The sequence below is a fragment of the Streptococcus sp. 27098_8_76 genome, from assembly GCF_041432315.1.
Lineage (GTDB): Bacteria > Bacillota > Bacilli > Lactobacillales > Streptococcaceae > Streptococcus.
Genome location: NZ_JAPVZI010000005.1, coordinates 24874 through 48558, shown reverse-complemented (window position 1 = coordinate 48558; position 23685 = coordinate 24874). Strand labels below are relative to the sequence as shown.

Below are 23685 nucleotides of genomic sequence, written 5' to 3'. Positions count from 1 at the left end.
AAAGTTTATCTTTTCTATCCTATAGATTGCTATTATTTAACTAACGGCCACCTAAACGATGCCCTTGAAATGAATATGGTACAGCAGACATTGTTTCTCCTCCAATTATTTTTCTTTGTAAACCACTTATGCGACCTAGGATTTGCTTCAAGTACTTTACAAGAACACTATAACACGAAAATTGGCGTATTTGAGAAAATCGCATATTTGATATTTTTTCTTATAGAAATTTCTGATTTGCGATTTTAGTGGATTTGATTATTTCACTGGTATAATAAAGTTATTACTAACAAGGAGGGATATAATGATGAAGAAAAGAAAAATCCAACTGATACTCCTGCTTATTTCGGAGTGGGTTATCGTCTTCCCGTTTCTAATCAATCGATAAGTTCTTTGTATTGCTGAAAACGCAATTCGAAGAGGGCTGTTAATTGTGAATTTTCTAATACTTGCAGAGATTGGATAAAGTGTTCAATCTCTTTTTGATTACTTCCTTTGGTTTGAAGAAATATACTCATTTTCTTTAAAAATTGCCACGATAATTTCTCAAAAACATCGTATGGACGGAGCATACTCTCCAGCTCTGCTTCAAAGATTGGGATATAGGAGAAAAGCTTGCGCTCCATGAGCTCTGATAAGATATTTAATAGTCCTTGCTTCATATACAATCGATTGTGTACTAACTCTTTAAATTCTTTGGATTTTTCAAGCAAAGAGGTTGATAAAAAAATCAGATCTTGATTGCTTAGGAAGGGCATGGTATTGCAAAAAAGATAGAGTTCAAACCAGGTCCAAGACTCAATAGCATAGAGATAAGTAGTCAAAAACTCCCTATCCTCCTCTGTTAGCAGATAGCTCTTATTTAAGGAATGAATAGCATTTTTAATCACAATGGCATTCAAACAACGATAGGTCTCTGCCATCTGTCCTTGCTCGACTTCCTCCAACAGTTGCTCTAAGCCAGCTATATCTTGGTGGGCAAAGCGATCCACAACCCTCCTACCAATCTGCATATGTGGAGATTCTTGATAGTTGTTGAGTTTGTGCCCAAACTCATCAAAATTCATATTGATCCCTTGGATGGCTAGAATCAACTTATCCGCAGATAGCATAGACTGCCCTAGTTCAAACTTGGACAGCTGAGAAGCTGTTAGTCCAGCACAAGCCACATCTGACTGCTTGAGCTTTCTAGCCAAGCGCAACTCCTTGTAAAATTCTCCCAATTCCATTCTCTCGATCATCTTACCACCTCCTAGCTTTTGCATATTATATCATTATTTTTATAGTTTTGTCAAAATATTCTGACACTTTGGTGATTGAAAAAGCCAGCCTTAAGCTGACTCCATTTTATTCCATGGTATCAAAAGCGAGACTTGGTTTGGCATTGAGGTCCAAGCCTGAGAAGTTTTCTTTGTTCCACTCACTGACGCTGGCATAGGCAATCATTCCTGCATTGTCTCCGCAGAGGCGCAGAGGTGGGATGATGACATTGACGTCAGTGATTTCGGCCGCTAGGCGTTCTCTGAGACCTTTATTGGCTGCCACACCACCTGCCACGACAAGGGTTTTAACAGGGTATTTCTCCAAAGCCTTCTTGGTTTTTGCCATAAGAATATCCAAGACAGCTGCTTGGAAGGAAGCACACAAATCCTCTGTGGACAAGCTTTCTCCCTTTTGATCGGCATTGTGGTGAAGATTGATAAAGGCAGACTTCAAACCAGAGAATGAAAACTCCAGATTATCTTCCTTAATCATGGCACGAGGAAAATCATAAATATCCTGCCCCTGATGAGCTAGCTCATCAATCTCACGACCGGCAGGATAGGTCAATCCCATGACACGGCCAACCTTATCATAGGCCTCACCAACCGCGTCATCTCGCGTTTCCCCAACAATCTTGTAGTCACCAGCCTCAGAAACATAAACCAACTCTGTGTGTCCACCGCTTACTAAAAGTGCTAACAAGGGAAACTCCAAAGGCTCCACGCTCTGAGCTGCCATGAGGTGCCCAGCCATGTGATTAACAGGAATCAGTGGAAGTCCGTGAGCCCAAGCAAAGGCCTTGGCAGCTGACAAACCAACTAGCAAGGCTCCGACCAAGCCTGGTCCGTAGGTAACCGCAACAGCTGTCACATCCTCTTCGGTAATCCCTGCTTCTGCCAGAGCCTCCTCGATACAGGCTGTAATGACCTCGACATGGTGACGACTGGCTACTTCAGGCACTACGCCCCCGAAACGTTTGTGACTCTCAATTTGACTAGCAATGACATTGGACAAGAGCTCATCGTCGTTTTTCAAGACGGCGACACTGGTCTCATCACAGGATGTCTCAAATGCTAAAATATATCTATCCTTCATCTATTTCTCTCTTCATGATGATGGCGTCCTCGACTGGATCATGGTAGTAGGCCTTTCTCTCAGCGATGACCGCCATCTTTTCTTTCTTGTAAAATGCTTGCGCTCGTTGGTTTGACTTTCTGACTTCGAGGAAAATCTCTTTGTCTGTCGGCAATTGAGCAAACAAGGCTGACGCAATTCCCTGACCCTGATAGGCTCCTTTAACAGCGATTTGCAAGACTTCTGCCTCAAAGATATTTTCCTGAACAGCTAGAAAGCCAATCACTTCTGCCCCATCATAAGCCAGAGCATACCAAGTCTGATCTTGGGACAGGTCTGCTTGGATTTGTTCCAGAGTCCAAGGACTGACTGGGTAAACAACTGCCATGACAGCGTAGATAGCTTGAGCCAGATCAGGTTGCTGTTGGATTCGTCTGATTTCAATCATAGGCGTTTAATGTAAGACTCGCCAGACTCGGTGTGGTTCTTGAGCCAGTTTTCCTCAGCCTCGACTCGTTTGAGGTAATTCGGCACAAAATCATGCAAGGAGTCTGCTTCCTTGTCCCAGGCCCAGAGAGCTAGATTAGCTGCATTAGGCAATGTTTCTTTATAATTAGTCCTTGGCAAGTGTTCTTGAATCTGCTCCACAAAGGGGACAACTTCTCCGACAAAGGTTACCTGACTAGCACCCTTGATTAGCTCAATCACTCGCTCAAAGGGCAGGTGCGCTTCTGGCATGACAGGTTTAGCATTTTCATAAAATCCTGCATAAACATTGTTGCGACGCGCATCCATCAAAGGGACGAACAAGCCTTCTTGTTGATATGGCACCAAAGCCAAGAGGCTAGACATACCAACCAACTCAATGTTCAGAGTATGAGCCAGCGTCTTAGCAGTGGCTACCGCAATTCGCAAGCCTGTGTAGCTACCTGGCCCTTCCGCCACCACGATTCGGTCCAAATCCTTGGGCGTCCAATCCAAACTTGCCATCAAAAAATCGATGGTAGGCATAAGGGTAATACTATGATTTTTCTTAATATTAATCGTCGTCTCAGCAAGAACCTGCTTGTCCTCTAAAATAGCGAGAGAAAGAGCCTTGCTAGACGTATCAAAAGCTAATACTTTCATAACACATTCCTATCTTTTTGTCTGCTTACTATTATACTACAAAAGCTGGCACATGGGAATTTTCTTTATCCCTAAACAAGAGTGCCCTCACTTAACTAAAAATAATTTAAAAAAATGTTCACTTTTCCTTTTCTTTTACGAATATAAAAGTGAACAAGAAAAAAGGAGGAAAGTTCAATGACAAATTTTGACGTTCTTGACAATCAATTTTTATCCTTATCTGAAAATGAATTATCAGATATTGATGGCGGTCTCGCTCCCTTGGTTATCTTTGGAGTAGCAGTATCTTGGAAAGCTATTGCAGGTGGAACAGCACTTATAGGTTCTGGTTTGGCAGCTGGTTATTTTTTAGGAGGAGATTAATATGATGAAAGATTTGAACAACTATTGTGAAATTTCTAATAAGGAATTGCAAGAAATAAAGGGTGGCTTTGGTGTAGGTGTTGGTATCGCTTTATTTATGGCAGGTTATACCATTGGAAAAGACCTTCGTAAAAAGTTTGGTAAATCATGCTAGATAAGAAACACATTTTTAGAAGGATAAATTTTATTATCTTTATCTCTTATAGTTTGCTCAGCATTCTCAATGATTTAAACATTACTACTATCCCTTTACCAATCGATTTATCTGTTTGTATTGTTTTATTTGTATGCTTCAACTCTATTTTTGAACAGAACAATGACTCCCATAAAAATAATAAGCTCTGAAAATTCCATTGTCATGTCATTTTAGAAAAATGCAAAAACTGCCTCATCTTGATAGATGGGGTGGAATTTTCTTTATTCCCAAACAAAAATGCCCCAGCATGAGCAGGGCATCTAAGCATTTAATCCAAAGTAAAATACAAACCAAACGACATAGGTTACGAGGAGGAGAAAAATCGAGTAGAGAGTCACAAAGGTAATTTTCCACAAGAACTTGCTTTGTCGTTGTTCCAGTTTGGCAAATAGAAGATTCCCCGCATAAACGCAAGCAACAAAAACAATAAAAGCTACCAAGCGAGCTCCGATAGCAAAAGCAAATAAGTTATACATAGGGCAACCTCCTTGACTTAAAAACTATATGGAATTATGACAAACAATAAAACTCATTTCCATTATCAAAATAACATATTTTCTTTATTTTTGCAAACGTTTACTAAAGAAGCCGGCCTGTGACTTTCTCGTTTCCGTCTTTTACTAATTTTTCATTTTGTGGTATAATTGAAATAATTGTAACGAATCAAGGTCAATCTAGACACAAAATGGAATGAAATCAAGCAAATCTATGCTAAAAGTTTGGAATAAGCTGACCTGTAAAATAGAAAGGAACTATATGATTTACAAAGTTTTTTATCAAGAAACAAAAGAACGTAGCCCACGTCGTGAAACTACACGCGCACTTTACCTAGACATCGATGCCAACTCAGAACTTGAGGGCCGTATCGCTGCTCGCCAACTTGTCGAAGAAAATCGCCCAGAGTACAATATCGAGTATATCGAACTCTTGTCTGACAAATTGCTAGATTACGAAAAAGAAACTGGCGCCTTCGAAATTACGGAGTTCTAATATGGCCTATACTCTTAAACCTGAAGAAGTTGGCGTTTTTGCCATCGGTGGTCTGGGAGAAATCGGGAAAAACACTTACGGAATTGAATACCAAGACGAGATTGTCATCGTCGATGCTGGGATTAAATTCCCAGAAGATGACTTGCTGGGTATCGACTATGTCATTCCTGACTACTCTTACATCGTAGACAATATCGACCGCGTCAAGGCTGTCTTAATCACACACGGACACGAGGACCACATCGGTGGGATTCCATTCCTACTCAAGCAAGCAAATGTCCCTATCTACGCTGGGCCGCTTGCCTTGGCTTTGATCCGTGGGAAACTCGAAGAACACGGCCTCTTGCGCAACGCCAAACTTTACGAAATCAACCACAATACTGAGTTGACCTTTAAAAATCTCAAGGCAACTTTCTTTAGAACGACTCACTCTATTCCAGAACCTTTGGGGATTGTCATTCATACTCCTCAAGGGAAAATTGTCTGTACGGGTGACTTCAAGTTTGACTTAACACCAGTTGGTGAACCAGCAGATTTGCACCGTATGGCAGCTCTTGGTGAAGACGGTGTACTCTGTCTCCTGTCTGACTCGACAAATGCAGAAATTCCAACCTTTACCAACTCTGAAAAAGTCGTTGGCCAGTCCATCATGAAGATTATCCAAGGCATAGAGGGACGTATCATCTTTGCATCCTTTGCCTCAAATATCTTCCGTCTCCAGCAAGCAACAGAAGCTGCTGTTAAGACTGGGCGCAAGATCGCTGTCTTTGGTCGTTCTATGGAAAAGGCCATTGTCAACGGAATCGATCTTGGCTACATCAAAGCTCCTAAGGGAACCTTTATCGAGCCAAATGAAATCAAAGACTACCCTGCAGGAGAAATTCTGATCCTCTGTACAGGTAGCCAGGGTGAGCCGATGGCAGCCCTCTCTCGTATCGCCAACGGAACCCACCGTCAGGTACAACTCCAACCAGGTGATACAGTTATCTTCTCTTCAAGTCCAATCCCTGGAAATACGACTAGCGTCAACAAGCTGATCAACATCATTTCTGAAGCTGGTGTCGAAGTTATCCACGGTAAAGTGAATAATATCCATACATCTGGACACGGTGGTCAGCAAGAGCAAAAACTCATGCTCCGCTTGATTAAGCCAAAATACTTCATGCCTGTCCACGGTGAATACCGCATGCAAAAAGTCCACGCTGGACTAGCGGTAGATACTGGTGTTGAGAAGGACAATATCTTTATCATGAGCAATGGTGATGTGCTTGCCCTCACCGCAGATTCTGCTCGTATCGCAGGTCATTTCAATGCCCAAGATATCTATGTCGATGGAAATCGTATCGGTGAAATTGGCGCAGCTGTCCTCAAAGATCGTCGTGATCTATCTGAAGACGGTGTCGTTCTGGCAGTCGCAACTGTTGACTTCAAATCGCAGATGATTCTGTCTGGTCCAGACATCCTCAGCCGAGGCTTTGTCTACATGAGAGAGTCTGGAGACTTGATTCGCCAAAGCCAGCGCATTCTCTTCAATGCCATTCGTATCGCACTGAAAAACAAGGACGCCAGCGTGCAATCAGTCAATGGTGCCATTGTCAACGCTATTCGCCCCTTCCTTTATGAAAATACAGAACGTGAACCAATTATCATCCCAATGATCCTCACACCAGATGAAGAATAATACTCTTCGAAAATCAAATTCAAACCACGTCAGCTTCGCCTTGCCGTATATATGTTACTGACTTCGTCAGTTCTATCTACAACCTCAAAGCAGTGCTTTGAGCAACCTACGGCTAGCTCCCTAGTTTGCTCTTTGATTTTCATTGAGTACAAGTCAACAAAACAGCCCCGTCTTCGGAGCTGTTTTTCTCTATGCTTTCTTTTCTTGATTTTTAGAAATACTACGATTTTTACCTTCAAGATACACCATCAGAATAGAAATATCTGCTGGGTTTACTCCCGAAATACGGCTGGCTTGGCCGATGGTTTCTGGATTGATGAGTTTGAACTTCTGACGGGCTTCGGTTGCGATAGAGTCAATGTCATCCCAATCAATATTGGCTGGAATGCGTTTTTCTTCCATGCGTTTCATCTTGGCAACCTGATCCATGGCTTTTGAGATGTAACCCTCGTATTTGATTTCTGTTTCAATCAATTCGATAATCTTGTCATCCAAATCCTCTGCAGCTGGCCCAATGAAGGCTACCACATCTTGGTAAGACACTTCTGGACGGCGAAGGAATTCCTTGGCTGTCACTGCATCGGTCAACGGCTTGAAGCCCATCTCCTCAACCTTGGCATTTGTTTCCTTGACTGGCTTTAGTTTGATGCTATCTAGGCGCTTCATCTCATTGTCAAATTGGTTTTTCTTAATCTCAAATCGAGCCCAACGTTCATCGTCAACAAGGCCAATCTCGCGTCCCATCTCTGTCAAACGCATATCTGCATTGTCATGGCGAAGAATGAGACGGTATTCAGCACGACTGGTCAAGAGACGGTAGGGTTCAATCGTTCCCTTGGTCACCAAGTCATCAATCATCACCCCGATATAACCGTCACTGCGCTTTAAAATCAGCTCAGGCTTACCTTGGATTTTCAGAGCCGCATTGATACCCGCGATAATCCCTTGGCCTGCTGCCTCTTCGTAACCTGACGTTCCATTTGTCTGACCAGCAGTGAAAAGTCCGGAGATTTTCTTAGTTTCCAGAGTCGCACGCAACTGGTGTGGCAAGACCATGTCATACTCAATGGCATAACCTGTCCGCATCATTTCTGCATTTTCCAAACCTTTGATGGAATGAACCAAGTCACGCTGGACATCCTCAGGCAGACTGGTTGAAAGTCCTTGGACATAGACTTCCTCTGTATTGCGCCCTTCTGGCTCTAGGAAGAGTTGGTGGCGTTCCTTATCCGCAAAGCGCACAATCTTGTCCTCAATCGATGGACAGTAACGAGGCCCCACTCCTTTGACCACACCTGTAAACATAGGCGCACGGTGGAGGTTATTTTGGATAATTTCATGACTGGTACCATTGGTATAGGTCAACCAGCATGGCACTTGATCCTTGACATAGTCCTCATCACGTGAAGTATATGAGAAGTGATTAGGTGCTTCGTCTCCTGGCTGAATCTCTGTAACATCGTAATTGATAGAAGAAGCCTTGACACGTGGAGGCGTCCCTGTCTTGAAACGACCGATTTCGAGGCCCAATTCCTTGAGGTTGTCAGCAAGGTTAATAGATGCTAGGCTGTGGTTAGGACCTGATGAGTACTTGAGGTCTCCGATGATAATTTCCCCACGAAGGGCTGTCCCTGTCGTCACGATAACGGCCTTGGCAGCATACTCTTGATGGGTCGCCGTACGCACACCGACAACCTTGCCATCTTCCACCAAAATCTCATCAATCATGGTCTGACGAAGGGTCAGATTTTCTTGGTTTTCAACTGTCTTGCGCATTTCCTTAGAGTAAAGTTCCTTATCGGCTTGCGCACGAAGGGCACGGACAGCTGGCCCCTTCCCTGTGTTGAGCATCTTCATCTGGATGTAAGTCTTGTCAATGGTTTTGGCCATCTCGCCACCGAGGGCATCAACTTCACGCACAACAATCCCTTTGGCAGAACCACCGATAGAGGGGTTACAAGGCATGAAAGCCAGCATTTCAATGTTGATGGTCGCAAGTAAGACCTTACAACCCATACGACTAGCAGCTAGAGATGCTTCTACCCCAGCGTGTCCCGCACCAATTACAATAATATCGTATTCTTCAGTAAAATTATATGTCATTTCTTAACCTTTCAAAAATTTCTCTCAAATAAGGAACTAACTTCTTCTCCTCTAGAGCTTGATCCATAGTAACCCATTTAAAGTGTGTATGCTCTTCAGGATCTAATCTGATAATTGGCTTCTCCCCAACCCACTCTGCTTTATAAACTAAGCGAGTAAAGACCGTATCCTTTGAGGTATCCAGTTGACTATCTTCGTGAAGAAGTTTGAGCGAACTACTATCTAGCCTAACTCCCGCTTCTTCAATACATTCTCTAAGAGCTCCATCTCGCGGAAGTTCACCCTTTTCAACCCCGCCACCAGGAATATCCCAGTAAGTTGGATAAACATTGGGTTGTCCTCTTTTAATTTTCGAACGCTGAATGAGCAAATAATCATCACCACTATGAACAAGTACATGGGCAATAAGCTTAACCATCCTTTTCTCTCCTATTCCTCAAGATGAATGTGTCTTAGTTGGCCGTCCCAATCTGGTAAGGCTGTTTTTAGAAAGGCTGGAACTAGATTGATACCCTTAATCTTGTCTATGTCAATCCACTCACAAGGCTGCGTTTTTTCGTCTTCCTGCATGGTCAATGGAGCATCTTCAAGCAAGTCCACCAGATAATGAAACTCGATATTGTGATAGGAAACACCGTCCTGTTCAAAATGATTTTCAACCACAAAAGCTAGTTGTCCAGCTTGAGCTTTAACACCCAGTTCTTCCCTCACTTCACGGACTACCGCGTCTTCCGTTTTTTCGTTAACTTGAATCGCACCGCCGATAGTGTAATACTTGCCCTTATCTTTGGTGACTAGGAGCTTGCGATTTTGGAGAATCAAGGCTGTCGCCCGAACACCAAAAACTGTATTTCCTACTTTTGTCCGAAAATCTTGTTGAATCATTTTTGCCCTTTCCCTTAAACGACACAAAAACAGTCAAAACTCTGAGAAGTCCAGAACAAAAAGCCTGCAACATCCATGAGCTTTGACCATCATGACTATTGTTAAAGTTATTTTATCAAATCAAATCGTTTTGTCAATGCAAATCACTGTTTGAGCAAGGTCTGCACACTGACGATAATCATCTGTATTCCTATCGTGAATAGTAAAAGTCCCATCATTTTCGTTATAATTTTCATCAAATTTTCTCCCAAGAAGCCTGCAATTTGTTTTGCACTTCTTAACAGGAGATAAGTGATGACACATAGTAGAGCAAAAGCAACTACGGTTATCAGTTGATTCTGCAAACCTCCATTAGCCAGACTTAAAGCAGTTGTAATTGTACCTGGTCCCGCAAAAAGTGGCATTGCAAGAGGAGAAATAGCAATAGACATTTGATCTGAATTTACTGCTTGCTGCTCCATTCCTTTATAGCTAGGTGAATGATTACCATTAATCATATGATAACCGATAACGGCCACTAATATTCCACCAGCAATTCTGAAAGAAACAATTGTAATTCCAAATACCTTAAAAATGAAATCTCCTGAAAAGATAAAAACAGTTACAATAACAAAGGCAATCAAAAGACTCCTAAAAGCAATTTTTCGTGAAATTTTTTGACTATCATCTGCTACTAAAGCCATGTAAGCAGGAAGATTTGAAATTGGGTTCATTATAGCGAAAAATGCCATAAATGCATAAAAAAATTGAGAACTCATCATTTTTACTTAACTCCAGTTAGACATACTGACAAACTTTTCCGTCTTTATACGCTTGGTCAATAATACCGCCGCCCAAACATTCCTGACCATCATAGAAAACAACTGCCTGACCTGGTGTAATCGCGCGTTGTGGTTCCGCAAAGATGACCTCTGCCTTGTCTCCTTTGACATGGACGGTCACCTTAGAATCAGGCTGACGGTAGCGGAATTTAGCCGTACATTCGAGCGTAAACTCCTCTGGCATATCACGAGTAAAGTGGACTTGACTGGCTTCTAAGCTAGTTGACATGAGCGAATCATGATAGAAACCTTGGCCGACATAGAGGATATTCTTGCTTAGGTCTTTTCCGACAACAAACCAAGGGGCATTGTCACCACCGTGTTGGCCACCGATACCGAGACCTCCACGCTGACCGATTGTATAGTACATAAGACCTGCATGCTCGCCCATATCGTGACCATCCACAGTCATCATGCGACCAGGCTGAGCTGGCAAGTAGTTACTGAGAAAGTTTTTAAAGTTCTTTTCTCCGATAAAGCAAATTCCTGTCGAGTCTTTCTTCTTAGCAGTCGCAAGGCCTGCTTCTTCTGCTAATCTGCGAACTTCAGGCTTTTCCAAATGTCCCAATGGAAACATGGTTTTTTGAAGTTGCTCTTGCGAAAGTTGGCTGAGGAAATAGGTCTGATCCTTGCCATTGTCCACGCCACGAAGCATGTGAACAGTGCCATCCTCATCACGCGCTACTCGAGCATAATGCCCAGTCGCTACATAATCTGCCCCCAAGGTCATAGCATAGTCTAAAAAGGCCTTGAACTTGATTTCCTTGTTGCACATAACATCTGGATTTGGCGTGCGTCCTGCACGGTATTCCGCTAGGAAATACTCAAAAACGCGGTCCCAGTACTCTTTTTCAAAATTGACAGAGTAGTAGGGAATGCCAATCTGGTCTGCTACCGCAGCCACATCCTTGTAATCTTCGGTCGCCGTACAGACGCCGTTTTCATCTGTGTCATCCCAGTTCTTCATGAAGATACCGATCACATCGTAGCCCTGCTCCTTGAGCAAAAGAGCCGTCACCGACGAATCAACACCACCACTCATCCCCACAACAACACGTGTTTTAGAGTTCTCACTCATGGTAGGTCTCCCATCTATTCGTTTATTTATACCCCTCAAAATTCTATTTACTATGACTTTCAATAGAATTTATTTGAGTACAGTCATTTCGTTTGCTTTTAGTAGTAAAATGGTCTGGGAGACCATTTTAGCCTATCATCTTAAAATGAAAATATGATAGGCAACGAGTCGCAGGCATAACTTGAGTTCGCTCAATCAGTCTGGGAGACTGATTGAGGTTATAAATCAGACAAGCTCAGCTTGCATCTCATTTCGAGTTAACGACGTAATAAAAGATAAACGAAATGACTAGTTCACGATTGAAGGTCGTGTGTGCTTCACGATTGAAGGTCGCTTGAGCAGTATTCATTATAACATGCTTGGTTGGAGAAGACAAGAAAGAGGCTGATAATCTACCAACCTCTTGTTCTAAACCTATCAATCTAGCACTTTTTAGCTTCATTCGCTTTCTTAGCAACTGCAATCTGGTATTTCACTTGGTCAAATCCTGTACCTCCCAAGGAATTTCGTCTTTGAACAGCAGTTTTAGGTTGCAAGTAGACATAAATATCCTCGGCAATGAGGGAATGATAGGTTTGCAATTCCTCCAGACTCCAATCTTGGATATTTTTAGCAGACTTGATAGAGTCTAGCACTAATCTTCCCACAACCTCATGAGCTTCTCTAAATGGCAAGCCTTTCCCTGCCAAATAATCTGCCAATTCAGTCGCATTTGAAAAGTCCTTCTCTGTCGACTCTTGCATTTTTTCCTTGTTTACCTGCAAGCTGGACAACATACCTGCCAATACATCAAGGGAATTTAAAATCGTTTCGACCGTGTCAAACATCCCTTCCTTATCCTCTTGCAAATCCTTATTATAAGCTAAGGGCAAGGACTTCATGACTGTCAATAGTCCAAACAGATTCCCATAAACTCTACCAGTCTTTCCTCGAATCAACTCAGCCATATCTGGATTTTTCTTTTGTGGCATAATAGAGGAACCTGTTGTAAACGTATCTGACAAGGTAATGAATTGGTACTCAAAACTACACCAATTGATCATTTCTTCGCAAAAACGGCTCATGTGCATCATGAGTATGCTGGCATTGGATAGAAATTCTAAGATAAAATCGCGGTCACTAACAGCATCCAAAGAATTTGTATAAGGTTGCTTAAACTTCAACAAATCGCTAGACAATTGGCGATCAATGGGGAAGGTCGTTCCTGCCAAAGCTGCTGCACCTAGAGGGCATAAGTCTGTATGCTTCTGGTTAAATTCAAAACGTTCACTGTCTCTTTGAAACATATTGTAGTAAGCCATCAGGTGGTGGGCAAAACTAATAGGCTGGGCATGTTGCAGATGGGTATAGCCCGGTATGATCGTCTCCACATGATTTTCCGCCAAGTCTAATAAAACACCCTTGAGATGAGCCAGTTTATCTAGGACATGGCCTAGTTGTTCCTTGAGATACAAGTGCATATCTGTCGCAACTTGGTCATTTCTAGAACGAGCCGTATGTAATTTCCCTGCAAGGGGACCAATTTTTTCTGTCAGCAACACTTCCATATTCATATGAATATCTTCGTTTGCGATATCAAAGTCAAGTTGGCCTGCCTCTAGCTCTTCTAAAAGCTCTTTCAAACCTTCTTGAATCTTTTCTGACTCCTTCAAACTCAAAATGCCCGTCTGGCCCAACATCTGAACGTGGGCTAAAGAACCAATCACATCAAATTTAGCTAATTTCTGGTCAAAAGATATACTCGCACCAAAGCGCTCTACCCAGTCTTCGACAGTACCTTCAAAGCGACCACCCCATAATTTTGTATTCTTAGCCATATCACATCCACCTCTCTAGTCAATCGCCCTATTTAGCGCTTTTTTGAACCTCAGAATGAACCTTGGTTGGAAGTCCCCACAACTTAATAAAGCCAACAGCCGCATCTTGGTCAAAGGTATCTGCACTAGTATACGTCGCCAAATTTTCATCATAAAGTGAATTTGGTGATTTCCGAGCCACGACCTGAGCGCTTCCCTTATAGAGTTTAACTTTTGCAGTCCCATTGACAACTTTTTGAGTCTCTTTAATATAAGCAATCAAGGCTTGCGTAGCCGGACTAAACCACAAAGCATTATAAATGAGATTTGATAATTCATTTTCTATAATTGGTTTAAAATGAGCCACTTCTCTCACAAGCGTCAAGTCCTCAATTTCCTTATGAGCTGTCAGCAAGGTCACTGCCCCTGGGCATTCATAGATTTCTCTTGATTTAATCCCAACTAAGCGATTTTCCACGTGGTCAATCCGTCCGACCCCATGTTTTCCAGCTATTTCATTGAGTTTTTGAATCAAATCTGCCAATTTTAACCCTTCTCCATTAAGGGAAACAGGGACACCTTCACTAAACTCAATATCAATGTATTCTGGCGTATCTGGAGCTTGCTCTGGAGAAGTTGTGATGCCAAAGGCTTCTTCTGGAGCCTGATTCCATGGATTTTCCAAAATACCACACTCATTGGCACGTCCCCAAAGATTTTGGTCGACAGAGTAGGGATTGTCAAGGTCAGCAGGAACAGGCACCCCATTTTCCTTAGCATAATGAATTTCTTCCTCCCTAGACCATTTCCATTCACGAACTGGAGCAATCACTTTTAAATTGGGATCCAAGGCTGCAATCGATACTTCAAAACGCACTTGGTCATTCCCCTTACCTGTACAACCATGAGCAATTGTAGTCGCTCCTGTCTGATGCGCTATTTCAACCAATTTTTTAGAAATAAGAGGGCGGCTCAAGGCAGATACCAAGGGGTACTTTTGTTCATAGTAGGCATGTGACTGAAGAGCCACTAGCACATAATCTGTAGCAAATTCGTCCTTAACATCAATGACATAAGATTCTACTGCCCCAACCTTAAGAGCCTTATCATGGATGAAATCTAAGTCTTTCCCTTCACCCACATCCATACAAACTGCAACAACATCATAGTCTTTCTTTAACCAGGTAATAGCAACTGATGTGTCTAAACCGCCAGAATAGGCCAAAATTACTTTTTCTTTATTCATGTTCTTTTCCTTCTTTCTATTTTTCAATGGACGCTTTAAAGGCATCCTCAATGAGTTTGTCTAATTCCCCAGACTCCTTCAACTTTTGAATAGTTTTATCGACTGCCTCTTTCAATTCCTTGCTATCTTTTTTCATGGCGACCGCGTAAGAGTCATCTTGTTCTTTTTCAAAATTGAGGTCTGCGATTGCTAAATCAGGATTATTTTCCACAAATCCCTTGGCAACAGGTTCTTCAAAGATAACGGCATCCACTTGTCCTGATTTTAAATCTGTAATTAAATTCCCATTTTTAGGCAGAGATACGAGGGATGAATTTTGTAGCAAATCTTTCGCCATCGTCTCTTGAATCGAACCTTTCTGTGCTCCGACCTTTTTCTGCGCCAAGTCGTTTACAGACTGATAAGTGGCCAAGTCAGATTTTTTGACAATGAGTTTATTTTTTGCAGTATAGTAGGGAATTGAAAAATCGAACACCTTGCTCCGCTCATCTGTCTTAGAAACACCAGATATGGCAAGGTCAGCTTTACCTGATTGAACACTAGCCAGTACATTGTCAAAACTCATGGGAGATAGTTCCAATTCGACACCTAGTTCTGTTGCGATAGCCTTGGCTAATTCGATATCTGAACCCACAATCTGATTTTTCCCATCAACCACTTTTTGGTATTCAAATGGAGCAAAATCTGGATTGAGGGCTACAACCAATTTTCCTTTGGACTTGATAGCTTCAATTCCAGCCGATTGATTGTTACTACAAGCAAATAGTAGGGGGAGCATCACTAAACCAAACATCGTCATCAACACCTTCTTCATCTTATTCATAACAAAGCCTCCTTTATGTTTATTCTTTTTAGTTGTATAAATAATACACCTATCCTCATCCTTTGTCAAGCCTAAATTGAAAATTTTTTCAGTTTAAAACAGAAAAACCTAGGAAAGTTACATAAAAATGTCATTCCTAGGCGTATTTATGCTATTTCTCTCTGGGAAATATGAGTATTCAGTCAGTCAAATGGAGCTGAACGAACTCATTTTCCCTCGCCCAATTCAATGATCCGATGACATTGTTGGGCTACATAAGCATCGTGGGTCACAATAATAACTGTTTTCCCCTCGCGATTCATCTCTAAGAGAAACTTCAAGACCAAATCTCTATTTTCAGGATCCAGCGAACCTGTTGGTTCATCGGCTAAAATCAGCTGGCTGGGTTTTAAGATGGCTCTAGCAACTGCAATTCGTTGTTGTTCGCCACCAGACAACTCAGAGACCTTTTGATGCAAAGTAGCTGACAAACCTACTCTCTCTAAAATCTCTTCCACCTTTTTGAGCTTGTCTTTCTTAGACAATTTCACATATTTCAGTGCCAGCATAAGATTGTACTCGACCGTTTCATCATCAATCAGGGCAAAATTTTGAAATAGATAAGAGATATGTTCACGGATTATTGTTTGTGACTTAGCAGAATTAACCGCTAGATTTGTCTGACCAAAAATCTCATACCGTCCGCTATAATCACCATCTATCAAACCCAATAAATTTAACAAGGTCGACTTCCCACTACCACTCTTACCAACAATAGCTACCAAATCCCCCTGATCAATCCTGAGAGATAAGTTATCCAAAATCACTTTTCCCCCAATGGTTTTGGTAATATTTTTCAACTCAATCATAAGATGCCCCCTTTCAATAATTCTACTAGACTTCTTTTCTCCATCCTAGAAGCCAAGGCTAGCACAAATAGTATATCCAAACATGTAAAACCTGCAAACAGTAGAAGTGGCAGGAGCGCATGGGCAAAGAAAATCAAGACTAGAAGAGGCAGACTATAGCCCAGCAAGAGCAGAACGAGGAGAGGACGGTAGCGATCGACCAGTTTCCACCCCATAAACTTCTTGGTAATGATATCCCTGCGCTTCAACAAGAAAGTGGTAACGAGTAAAAAGTAGGAAATCATCATGCTAAGGAGACCAAACAAAGCAAAGAGTATATTAAGATTTCGAACTGCATCTCGATAAGAATCCACTTTCTCTTGTTGAATGGCTTGAATCGATGAAAATTTTAAATAATTCCCATCTGATAATTTCTCAGCTAACTCCGTAATCACTTTTTGATTTTGTTCTGTATTTTCAACTTTCATCGGGTTGTTTAAACCTGTCGTTGACAAGCGAGTCTTTTCTTCCCACATCATGTCTTGATCATTTACTAGACTAATGATTGGATTGTGGAGATTTTCCTTTCGCTCATTATTATAAGGGAAGAAAGACCAATCTCCTTCATAGTAGGCAATTTCTACATCCATATCTTCTATTGTTTGCTTTTGCTGATCTTCATACCTCATAGAAAGATAGGCGATGGATTTTCCCAAGAACTGATTCTTGCCTTCTTGTCCTTTGTCACTGATTGGCAACAAAATCACCTTTTTAGTGCCGGTATCTGGTAACTTGAAGCCCTTACTCTCTAAAAATTGACGGTTTGCATAGTAAACATCTACCTTATCAGGCAGTTGGTAGTGCTGTACTTGTTCAGCTTTGATGACTGGTTTGATAGGAAGACTCCCACTTCGCACATAGTTTACTTGTGTTTTTGCTAGCAAGTCTTGATAAAATTGGTAGAAATAATCTGTAGATTTCCCTGACCCTGCTAGCTCTTCTTGCCACAGATTATCATTGAGTTTGAAGGTTTCTAATGTCAGGTAATTACCTTGGCTTACCCACTGTTGCTGATAAGCAAGTTCTTTGTTTTCTTGTTCTAAACTTCTGCCCACCCCAATCAGTAAAACCGTCAGTAAAATAGTTGTCCCTATTTTCATCACATAATTGAAGATAAGACCAAGTTTGACAGATGAAAAACCTTTCAACATGGAACTGACTGTCATTTTCTGAATCATCAGGTAGGTCAGCCAACTGATGAACAAATACAACTGTAAAAGTAGGACTTGGGATAAGAGTAAACTTGGGAACAGAAGTTTTGGTCTGTAGTCCAGCACTAAAAATAGTCCCAAGTCAATGACAAGACTTCCACCCAAGAGAAGATAAAAATTAGTCTTTACAAAACCAGCTAAAATTGCCCTGCTTTGAAAACCAAGTAACTTTTGAACCCCCACTCGTTTCATCTCCATCATCGGCTGATAAACTGTCATTAAAATCACAAGCAAGATTGCCAAGATAAAGATAATGATAGATAGTAACAAAGCTTGATTTAGCACTCCAACCTGACTTCGGTAAGTGGGTTCTAATAAAATCGTCTTATCTATCTGGAAAAAATCACTCCACTTTTGTAGAATGGTATCGCGATCTATCTCTTTGCTGGAGGTAATCATGTAGCGCCCATTTACAGTATGGGATTTATCCTCAATATAGGATCGGAAGGTCTGGAGTCGAATGAATTTCACCTTTAAAAAGGTGGGAATGGTTCCTAGATTATTGGGAAGGTCCTGGTTGCTGTAGACTCCCTTCTCATTCTTTGAAAAATCAAGAGAAGTCAGACCGAACTCCTGATAGGGAAAGGTTTCCTTATCAAAAACACCAGCCTTGACTGCCTCATCGCCATTATCTACTTTAATAATAGAGACCTTGTCTTGACTTGCAACCTCTTCAAAAAACTGGAGAATCGTTTCTGTCGGTTTAGTGACATCTTTCAAGTACAAGTCAAATGAATAAGTTGTCTTACCCATCTCCTGAATCCGCACTATTTCTCGTGTAACATTTACATTCAGGACAAAAAACGTAGTACACAGCAAGAGCAGGAGCATACAAAGATGACTGATTTTTTTCATAGAGATACCTCCCGTGAAGAGACGAAAGCGAGATAGGTGCAGGTACTTTTTATTTTTTACTAAATTTTAAATAGGTGTAAATAAATCCTGCACTTATAGCCAGAGTTGTCCACCATTTAAAATCAATATGCAAAAGTGAAAAGATTGTAAAACTGATGATTAGCGAGGCTAAAAGATAGACAATGATTAAAATTTTATTTTTCATAGAAATTGCCTTTCTGAATGGATTCTAGTGTTTACAGCTCATTTGTAAAGTTTACAATAAACAACTAGGGCAATTGTCAATCAGAATGTTCTTTTATCTGTCAATAATCCGAGAAAATCTTGTCGTTTCAAGTCGGAGAAATGTTTGGTAGAAAGACTTCCTTTTTGAAGTCCATCATCTCTAACCTGCAAATAATAGCTATGTTGGCTTGTTTTAATTGTCAAAAAATCGCCAAATACAAAAAATTTTTTCCAGTTACGAATCTCAAATTCTTTCATCTCTGATTTTGGAATGCGGATAAGTCCTTGCCGCAAATCACGATGATGCTCACTTGTGAAAGTCATCCCATTCCCAAGATTTCTTATCAGCAGTTCATCTGGAGTTACCATCACCAGCGCTATTTTAGTTAAGAAAATTTCAACTGTTGGTGGTAAAATCGCCAAATTAAACCAGGGATGTAGGTAGCGATAAGCTAAGAAATAGTGAGGCTCCTCACCCAATCCTAGTTGTTTATATAATGTCTTGACCTCACTGTCTAATCTCGCTTCAAAAGACACATCCGAATGCTCTTCTTCCTTCCTCTGATTAAAATAACGCATCCATACTAGGAAGCTTATAAAGGCTAGGACAAATATTCCTGATAAAAGATATTTTAAATTGTAGTTCATTACTTAACCTCCTGATTAACTTTTCCGCCTAAAACAGAGGCCTATCTATTTTGAAAATAGTTCCATAACAACTTTAAATAAGACGGGTGTCATTAAAATTAGGATAATTCCTATCACAAATATCATGACTACTCGAAAAAGTTCCTTATTTTTAAACATTTTTCCACCCCTTTTCTAGCTACATCATTATAGTCATTAAGCTCATTCTAAAATTACATCAAGCTTATTTTACTTTTATTTTCTACTTTTTATATTACTATGATACAATATTTTTAATAGGATTTTATTCTTTGTTAACTTTTTTCACGAAAAGGAGAAAATTATGCGTTATGATTTCGGGAAAGTATATAAAGAAATACGTGAGTCAAAAGGATTGACCCAAGAAGAGGTCTGTGGGGAGGTTCTCTCAAGAACCAGCCTATCAAAGATTGAAAGCGGCAAGGTAACTCCCAAATATGAAAATATGGAGTTTCTTCTCCGGCAAATCAATATGAGTTTTGAAGAGTTTGACTATATCTGCCACCTCTATCAACCGAGCCAACAAACAGAAATCATGCAAACCTATCTCAATATGAGCTCAACCCTAGGGACTAGTGAACTCGAAAAACTATTTCAAAAATGCCAAGACTATCTCAAAACCCACCACGACCTGCCCATAGAAGAAATCAGAGATATGTTGGAAATTGTCATTCATATCCGTCAACATGGTACAGAGCAACTGTCAAACCAAGTGAAACAGACTGTCACAAAACTTTGGGAGAAAATTGAAAAACAAGATATATGGTATGAAAATGACCTAAAAATCCTCAATACCATCCTTTTCAGCTTTCCCATTGAACACCTCCATCTCATCACTGAAAAAATCTTGCAACGCTTGGAAGTCTATAAAAACTATCAACATCTATATGAACTGCGAGTAGCAATCCTACTCAACCTTTCCACCATTTACTTATACAATCAAGACAAAAACATGTGTCAACAAATCTGCTATACTTTACTAGAGGATGCCAAGAACAAGAAAAGCTACGATAGGCTTGCTATCTGCTATGTCCGTATCGGGATTTGTAGGGATGATGCTAGACTTATCCAAAAAGGTTTCTCACTTCTGAAGCTGACCGAGGAAACTTCTATGCTGTCTCATCTCAAAAAAGAAGTAGAGACCTATTATCAACCGAAGGAAAGATAAAAAAGTCGAGGGATTTCCTCGACCTTTTCATATTATTCTGTTCGTTATTTCTTAATACCAGCCGTTGTTAAGCCAGAAGTTTTTAGCGGCTGTCCATGAACCGTAACGTCCTGCAACGTAGGCATCTGCTACACGTTCTTGGTTTTCAGCTGAGTAGTCACCATTCAAGTATGAATCTGTCAATTGGTAACGTCCGATATAACGTCCATTTGTAGCTGTATAGCTACCGCCTGATTCTTTTTGTGCAATCCATTCTTTAGCTTCTGCTTCAGATCCGCTTACAGTTGAAACAACTGTTTCTTCTGCTACTGTTTCGCTTGCTACTGGAGTTTCCTCCTCTACTTCTGTAGTTTCTGCTGCTGGAACTGAAACAGTTTCATCTTGAGCAGCTGGTGCTGCATAAGTCGTTGAAGCTGGTGCTACTGGCGCTGCTGGACCGTCGATAACCAACTCTTGACCAACATAAATCATATGGATGTTGTCAATGTGGTTGTTTTCTGCCAATTTCTCAACAGTTGTGTTGTGAGTTTCAGCGATTTCTGAAAGTGTATCACCTTCTTTAACAGTGTAAGTTGATGATTCTTGAGCAGATACAAATGATGGAGCAAATACTGCAAACAAGGCAGCTACTCCTGCAAGAGTTGTTTTAATCTTTTTAGTTGTTGATTTCATATTTGAAAATTCTCCTTCTTTCTATAGTTCTATGATACCTTTTAAATATTACCGTTTCTTGACACTTTTATGTAGAAATATTACAAAATTATTTTTTATTTCCCTAAATAAGGTATTTTTTGTCATAAAAGATACTATTTTTATGCTATTTAAGGTATTAGAAAGGTTTTCATCCACAATTAAAGTCAAGACCTTTATTCTTTGATATAATAGAGATAAGAATTTTTATAAGGGGAAACTGATGAAATCACTTCGTTTTCAATCTGTCTTTGATATCATCGGACCAGTTATGATTGGCCCATCTAGTAGCCATACCGCTGGTGCTGTCCGTATTGGGAAGATCGTTTCTTCCATTTTTGATGATACTCCGACAGAAGTCGAATTCCAACTATTTAACTCATTTGCCAAAACCTATCGTGGTCACGGGACAGACCTAGCCCTTGTTGCAGGTATTTTGGGCATGGATACAGATGATCCTGAAATCCCAAATAGTCTGGAGATTGCCCACAAGCGTGGCATCAAGATTGTCTGGACCATTCAGAAAGACAGCAATGCTCCTCACCCTAATACCACTAAAATTACCGTTAAAAATGAACACAAGACCATTAGCGTGACTGGTATTTCTATCGGTGGAGGAAATATTCAGGTAACCGAACTCAATGGCTTTGCCGTCTCTCTCAGTATGAATACACCGACTATCATCATCGTTCATCAAGATATTCCAGGTATGATTGCCCTCGTAACAGAAGCCCTTTCACGCTATGGTATCAATATCGCCCAGATGAATGTTACTCGTGAAAAAGCTGGTGAAAAAGCTATCATGATTATCGAAGTCGACAGTCGCAACTGTGATGAGGCCATCGAAGAAATTCGAAAAATCCCTCATCTCCACAATGTCAATTTCTTTAAATAGGAGGAAGTATGTTTTATTCTATCAAAGAATTGGTCGAGCAAGCAGATCTGGACTTTCAAGGAAATGTCGCAGAACTCATGATTACAACAGAGTTTGAATTGACCGGTCGTGAACGTGAAGAAGTCCTCCTTCTCATGGAACGCAATCTGGAAGTCATGAAAGCCTCTGTCCAACTCGGCCTCAATGAAAATAAATCTCGTAGTGGCCTGACAGGTGGAGATGCTGCCAAATTGGATCACTACATCAAAAACGGAAAAACTCTATCAGATTATACGATTCTCTCGGCTGCCCGAAATGCCATCGCAGTCAATGAACACAATGCTAAAATGGGCTTGGTTTGTGCCACTCCAACCGCAGGAAGTGCTGGCTGTCTGCCCTCCGTTCTAACAGCTGCTATTGAAAAATTAGACCTCAGCCACGAGCAACAGCTGGATTTCCTCTTTGCTGCCGGTGCCTTTGGACTAGTCATCGCAAACAATGCCTCTATCTCAGGTGCTGAAGGTGGCTGTCAGGCCGAAGTCGGCTCTGCCTCTGCTATGAGTGCTGCAGCCTTGACTCTGGCTGCAGGTGGGACACCCTACCAAGCCAGTCAAGCTATTGCCTTTGTCATTAAAAATATGCTAGGCCTCATCTGTGACCCTGTTGCCGGCTTGGTTGAAGTTCCCTGTGTTAAACGTAATGCCATGGGAGCCAGCTTTGCCTTCATCGCAGCAGACATGGCCTTGGCAGGTATCGAATCTAAAATCCCTGTGGATGAAGTTATCGATGCCATGTATCAAGTAGGAGCAAGCATGCCAACTGCCTTTCGTGAAACAGCTGAAGGTGGACTCGCTGCCACCCCTACTGGTCGTCGCTTACAAAAAGAAATCTTCGGAGAATAAGCTTATCAAATAGGAGAAACCATGACCTCTATCACAGCTATCTTTTTCGATCTGGATGGAACCCTCGTTGACAGTTCTATCGGGATTCACAATGCCTTTACCCATACCTTTAAGGAGCTGGGGGTGCCTAGCCCTGATGCCAAAACGATTCGTGGTTTTATGGGGCCACCTCTTGAAAGTAGTTTTGCGACCTGCCTGCCTAAAGAACAAATTTCTGAGGCTGTGCAGATATACCGATCTTACTACAAGGAAAAAGGCATCTATGAAGCTCAGCTCTTCCCTCATATTGTAGACTTGCTTGAGAAGTTATCGAGCAAGTACCCTCTTTATATCACCACTACAAAGAATACTCCAACTGCTCAAGACATGACTAAGAACTTGGGAATCTTTCATTTCTTTGATGGTATTTATGGTTCCAGCCCTGAAGCACCCCATAAGGCAGATGTCATTCGCCAAGCCTTGCAGACACATCAACTATCACCGGAACAAGCCATCATCATCGGAGATACCAAGTTTGATATGCTGGGAGCTCAAGAAACAGGCATTCAGAAATTGGCCGTCACTTGGGGATTTGGAGAACAAGCAGATCTACTAGACTATCATCCTGATTATATCGCCCACAAACCCTTAGATGTTTTGACGTATTTTCAATAACATAGACTGGGCAACGACTCCATTTTAGAAGAAAATGAAGTAAATCTCTACATAACAAAACGCATATTACCAAGGTTTTTCAAGACCTGATAATATGCGCTTTTCT

Annotated in this window: 27 protein-coding genes; 8 read left to right on the top strand and 19 right to left on the bottom strand. The window is 41.2% G+C overall.

The features are described from left to right. Positions 1-377 precede the first annotated feature (377 nt). From O3636_RS04555 to tsaB, 4 genes are all read right to left on the bottom strand, one after another. Entirely contained in the window at positions 378-1241 is an 864-nt protein-coding gene (locus O3636_RS04555; RefSeq protein WP_050271615.1) for an XRE/MutR family transcriptional regulator, read from the bottom strand. A 106-nt stretch (positions 1242-1347) separates the two neighbouring features. Further along, a complete protein-coding gene (gene tsaD / locus O3636_RS04550) occupies positions 1348-2358 on the bottom strand; it encodes a tRNA (adenosine(37)-N6)-threonylcarbamoyltransferase complex transferase subunit TsaD (RefSeq protein WP_173219463.1) in 1011 nt (336 codons plus the stop codon). Beyond that, the gene (rimI, locus tag O3636_RS04545) at positions 2348-2785 is read right to left on the bottom strand and encodes a ribosomal protein S18-alanine N-acetyltransferase (protein WP_112444512.1); all 438 of its coding nucleotides are present in this window, start codon (positions 2783-2785) and stop codon (positions 2348-2350) included. Before rimI ends, tsaD begins: the two co-directional genes overlap by 11 nt. Further along, positions 2782-3465 carry a tRNA (adenosine(37)-N6)-threonylcarbamoyltransferase complex dimerization subunit type 1 TsaB gene (gene tsaB / locus O3636_RS04540; protein ID WP_112444510.1) on the bottom strand — a complete coding sequence of 228 codons (684 nt, stop codon included), beginning with the start codon at positions 3463-3465 and terminating at the stop codon, positions 2782-2784. Before tsaB ends, rimI begins: the two co-directional genes overlap by 4 nt. A 177-nt stretch (positions 3466-3642) precedes the next feature. Here tsaB and cibA point away from each other — a divergent pair, with 177 nt between their 5' ends. Beyond that, a complete protein-coding gene (cibA, locus tag O3636_RS04535; protein WP_000180841.1) occupies positions 3643-3828 on the top strand; it encodes a fratricide two-peptide bacteriocin subunit CibA in 186 nt (61 codons plus the stop codon). A gap of 1 nt (position 3829) precedes the next feature. Further along, positions 3830-3982 (top strand): fratricide two-peptide bacteriocin subunit CibB, encoded by a 153-nt coding sequence (gene cibB, locus O3636_RS04530; RefSeq protein ID WP_000974044.1) that lies wholly within the window; start codon positions 3830-3832, stop codon positions 3980-3982. 302 nt (positions 3983-4284) lie between these two features. Here cibB and O3636_RS04525 read toward each other — a convergent pair whose 3' ends face one another. Then, positions 4285-4500: a hypothetical protein gene (locus tag O3636_RS04525; RefSeq protein ID WP_050973707.1), complete on the bottom strand. Its 216-nt coding sequence runs from the start codon at positions 4498-4500 to the stop codon at positions 4285-4287. 280 nt (positions 4501-4780) lie between these two features. Here O3636_RS04525 and O3636_RS04520 point away from each other — a divergent pair, with 280 nt between their 5' ends. Together O3636_RS04520 and rnjA are read left to right on the top strand one after the other, a co-directional pair. After that, positions 4781-5014, top strand: a complete 234-nt coding sequence (locus O3636_RS04520; protein WP_000639571.1) for a DNA-dependent RNA polymerase subunit epsilon — start codon at positions 4781-4783, stop codon at positions 5012-5014. A 1-nt stretch (position 5015) separates the two neighbouring features. Beyond that, entirely contained in the window at positions 5016-6695 is a 1680-nt protein-coding gene (gene rnjA, locus O3636_RS04515; RefSeq protein WP_088777926.1) for a ribonuclease J1, read from the top strand. Positions 6696-6884: 189 nt separating this feature from the next. Here the strand turns inward: rnjA and mnmG are convergent, their stop codons facing one another. The 13 genes from mnmG to O3636_RS04450 form a co-directional block, all read right to left on the bottom strand. Continuing rightward, positions 6885-8798, bottom strand: coding sequence for a tRNA uridine-5-carboxymethylaminomethyl(34) synthesis enzyme MnmG (gene mnmG / locus O3636_RS04510; RefSeq protein WP_000221903.1), 1914 nt, complete (start codon positions 8796-8798; stop codon positions 6885-6887). Further along, positions 8788-9216, bottom strand: coding sequence for an NUDIX hydrolase (locus O3636_RS04505; RefSeq protein ID WP_371641939.1), 429 nt, complete (start codon positions 9214-9216; stop codon positions 8788-8790). The genes mnmG and O3636_RS04505 overlap by 11 nt, the downstream gene beginning before the upstream one ends. An 11-nt stretch (positions 9217-9227) precedes the next feature. After that, complete coding sequence (locus O3636_RS04500) at positions 9228-9683, bottom strand: NUDIX hydrolase (protein ID WP_371641937.1); 456 nt, start codon at positions 9681-9683, stop codon at positions 9228-9230. 143 nt (positions 9684-9826) lie between these two features. Continuing rightward, on the bottom strand, positions 9827-10441 hold the full coding sequence (locus O3636_RS04495) for a MarC family protein (RefSeq protein WP_371642055.1): 615 nt from the start codon (positions 10439-10441) through the stop codon (positions 9827-9829). 19 nt (positions 10442-10460) lie between these two features. After that, a complete protein-coding gene (gene mnmA, locus O3636_RS04490; protein WP_371641935.1) occupies positions 10461-11582 on the bottom strand; it encodes a tRNA 2-thiouridine(34) synthase MnmA in 1122 nt (373 codons plus the stop codon). Positions 11583-11829: 247 nt separating this feature from the next. Then, positions 11830-12024 carry a hypothetical protein gene (locus O3636_RS04485; RefSeq protein ID WP_371642057.1) on the bottom strand — a complete coding sequence of 65 codons (195 nt, stop codon included), beginning with the start codon at positions 12022-12024 and terminating at the stop codon, positions 11830-11832. Further along, positions 12005-13399: an argininosuccinate lyase gene (gene argH / locus O3636_RS04480; protein WP_371641933.1), complete on the bottom strand. Its 1395-nt coding sequence runs from the start codon at positions 13397-13399 to the stop codon at positions 12005-12007. The genes O3636_RS04485 and argH overlap by 20 nt, the downstream gene beginning before the upstream one ends. 28 nt (positions 13400-13427) lie before the next feature. Further along, the gene (locus O3636_RS04475; protein WP_371641931.1) at positions 13428-14624 is read right to left on the bottom strand and encodes an argininosuccinate synthase; all 1197 of its coding nucleotides are present in this window, start codon (positions 14622-14624) and stop codon (positions 13428-13430) included. Positions 14625-14640: 16 nt separating this feature from the next. Then, positions 14641-15447, bottom strand: coding sequence for an ABC transporter substrate-binding protein (locus tag O3636_RS04470; RefSeq protein ID WP_050223629.1), 807 nt, complete (start codon positions 15445-15447; stop codon positions 14641-14643). A gap of 206 nt (positions 15448-15653) precedes the next feature. After that, the gene (locus O3636_RS04465; RefSeq protein WP_050285167.1) at positions 15654-16295 is read right to left on the bottom strand and encodes an ABC transporter ATP-binding protein; all 642 of its coding nucleotides are present in this window, start codon (positions 16293-16295) and stop codon (positions 15654-15656) included. Further along, positions 16292-18400, bottom strand: coding sequence for a bacteriocin-associated integral membrane family protein (locus O3636_RS04460; RefSeq protein ID WP_371641929.1), 2109 nt, complete (start codon positions 18398-18400; stop codon positions 16292-16294). Before O3636_RS04460 ends, O3636_RS04465 begins: the two co-directional genes overlap by 4 nt. 49 nt (positions 18401-18449) lie before the next feature. Beyond that, positions 18450-18605 (bottom strand): hypothetical protein, encoded by a 156-nt coding sequence (locus O3636_RS04455; protein ID WP_000790963.1) that lies wholly within the window; start codon positions 18603-18605, stop codon positions 18450-18452. A gap of 80 nt (positions 18606-18685) precedes the next feature. Then, the gene (locus O3636_RS04450; protein WP_001108791.1) at positions 18686-19273 is read right to left on the bottom strand and encodes a hypothetical protein; all 588 of its coding nucleotides are present in this window, start codon (positions 19271-19273) and stop codon (positions 18686-18688) included. 322 nt (positions 19274-19595) lie between these two features. Here O3636_RS04450 and O3636_RS04445 point away from each other — a divergent pair, with 322 nt between their 5' ends. Beyond that, complete coding sequence (locus tag O3636_RS04445) at positions 19596-20459, top strand: helix-turn-helix domain-containing protein (RefSeq protein ID WP_371641926.1); 864 nt, start codon at positions 19596-19598, stop codon at positions 20457-20459. 51 nt (positions 20460-20510) lie between these two features. Here O3636_RS04445 and O3636_RS04440 read toward each other — a convergent pair whose 3' ends face one another. Further along, positions 20511-21131, bottom strand: a complete 621-nt coding sequence (locus tag O3636_RS04440; RefSeq protein ID WP_261024622.1) for a LysM peptidoglycan-binding domain-containing protein — start codon at positions 21129-21131, stop codon at positions 20511-20513. Positions 21132-21372: 241 nt separating this feature from the next. On the opposite strand from O3636_RS04440, the gene sdaAB reads away from it, so the two are divergent. From sdaAB to O3636_RS04425, 3 genes are read left to right on the top strand one after another with little or no spacing between them, the layout of a single operon-like run. Next, complete coding sequence (sdaAB, locus tag O3636_RS04435; protein ID WP_261202310.1) at positions 21373-22044, top strand: L-serine ammonia-lyase, iron-sulfur-dependent subunit beta; 672 nt, start codon at positions 21373-21375, stop codon at positions 22042-22044. Between the two features lie 8 nt (positions 22045-22052). Further along, positions 22053-22925: an L-serine ammonia-lyase, iron-sulfur-dependent, subunit alpha gene (gene sdaAA, locus O3636_RS04430; RefSeq protein WP_000500043.1), complete on the top strand. Its 873-nt coding sequence runs from the start codon at positions 22053-22055 to the stop codon at positions 22923-22925. A gap of 21 nt (positions 22926-22946) precedes the next feature. Further along, positions 22947-23579, top strand: coding sequence for an HAD family hydrolase (locus O3636_RS04425; protein ID WP_203175674.1), 633 nt, complete (start codon positions 22947-22949; stop codon positions 23577-23579). Positions 23580-23685: the final 106 nt, after the last annotated feature.

Bases quoted from the DNA above. Each gene is read 5' to 3' on its own strand.
- O3636_RS04455 (WP_000790963.1), bottom strand. From the start codon at position 18,605: ATGAAAAATAAAATTTTAATCATTGTCTATCTTTTAGCCTCGCTAATC.
- sdaAA (WP_000500043.1), top strand. From the start codon at position 22,053: ATGTTTTATTCTATCAAAGAATTGGTCGAGCAAGCAGATCTGGACTTT.
- O3636_RS04440 (WP_261024622.1), bottom strand. From the start codon at position 21,131: ATGAAATCAACAACTAAAAAGATTAAAACAACTCTTGCAGGAGTAGCT.
- O3636_RS04425 (WP_203175674.1), top strand. From the start codon at position 22,947: ATGACCTCTATCACAGCTATCTTTTTCGATCTGGATGGAACCCTCGTT.
- rimI (WP_112444512.1), bottom strand. From the start codon at position 2,785: ATGATTGAAATCAGACGAATCCAACAGCAACCTGATCTGGCTCAAGCT.
- O3636_RS04520 (WP_000639571.1), top strand. From the start codon at position 4,781: ATGATTTACAAAGTTTTTTATCAAGAAACAAAAGAACGTAGCCCACGT.
- mnmA (WP_371641935.1), bottom strand. From the start codon at position 11,582: ATGAGTGAGAACTCTAAAACACGTGTTGTTGTGGGGATGAGTGGTGGT.
- O3636_RS04505 (WP_371641939.1), bottom strand. From the start codon at position 9,216: ATGGTTAAGCTTATTGCCCATGTACTTGTTCATAGTGGTGATGATTAT.
- O3636_RS04450 (WP_001108791.1), bottom strand. From the start codon at position 19,273: ATGAACTACAATTTAAAATATCTTTTATCAGGAATATTTGTCCTAGCC.
- cibA (WP_000180841.1), top strand. From the start codon at position 3,643: ATGACAAATTTTGACGTTCTTGACAATCAATTTTTATCCTTATCTGAA.
- O3636_RS04500 (WP_371641937.1), bottom strand. From the start codon at position 9,683: ATGATTCAACAAGATTTTCGGACAAAAGTAGGAAATACAGTTTTTGGT.
- cibB (WP_000974044.1), top strand. From the start codon at position 3,830: ATGATGAAAGATTTGAACAACTATTGTGAAATTTCTAATAAGGAATTG.
- O3636_RS04475 (WP_371641931.1), bottom strand. From the start codon at position 14,624: ATGAATAAAGAAAAAGTAATTTTGGCCTATTCTGGCGGTTTAGACACA.
- O3636_RS04555 (WP_050271615.1), bottom strand. From the start codon at position 1,241: ATGATCGAGAGAATGGAATTGGGAGAATTTTACAAGGAGTTGCGCTTG.
- O3636_RS04460 (WP_371641929.1), bottom strand. From the start codon at position 18,400: ATGAAAAAAATCAGTCATCTTTGTATGCTCCTGCTCTTGCTGTGTACT.
- tsaD (WP_173219463.1), bottom strand. From the start codon at position 2,358: ATGAAGGATAGATATATTTTAGCATTTGAGACATCCTGTGATGAGACC.
- sdaAB (WP_261202310.1), top strand. From the start codon at position 21,373: ATGAAATCACTTCGTTTTCAATCTGTCTTTGATATCATCGGACCAGTT.
- argH (WP_371641933.1), bottom strand. From the start codon at position 13,399: ATGGCTAAGAATACAAAATTATGGGGTGGTCGCTTTGAAGGTACTGTC.
- O3636_RS04495 (WP_371642055.1), bottom strand. From the start codon at position 10,441: ATGAGTTCTCAATTTTTTTATGCATTTATGGCATTTTTCGCTATAATG.
- rnjA (WP_088777926.1), top strand. From the start codon at position 5,016: ATGGCCTATACTCTTAAACCTGAAGAAGTTGGCGTTTTTGCCATCGGT.
- O3636_RS04445 (WP_371641926.1), top strand. From the start codon at position 19,596: ATGCGTTATGATTTCGGGAAAGTATATAAAGAAATACGTGAGTCAAAA.
- O3636_RS04465 (WP_050285167.1), bottom strand. From the start codon at position 16,295: ATGATTGAGTTGAAAAATATTACCAAAACCATTGGGGGAAAAGTGATT.
- O3636_RS04485 (WP_371642057.1), bottom strand. From the start codon at position 12,024: ATGAAGCTAAAAAGTGCTAGATTGATAGGTTTAGAACAAGAGGTTGGT.
- O3636_RS04470 (WP_050223629.1), bottom strand. From the start codon at position 15,447: ATGAATAAGATGAAGAAGGTGTTGATGACGATGTTTGGTTTAGTGATG.
- mnmG (WP_000221903.1), bottom strand. From the start codon at position 8,798: ATGACATATAATTTTACTGAAGAATACGATATTATTGTAATTGGTGCG.
- tsaB (WP_112444510.1), bottom strand. From the start codon at position 3,465: ATGAAAGTATTAGCTTTTGATACGTCTAGCAAGGCTCTTTCTCTCGCT.
- O3636_RS04525 (WP_050973707.1), bottom strand. From the start codon at position 4,500: ATGTATAACTTATTTGCTTTTGCTATCGGAGCTCGCTTGGTAGCTTTT.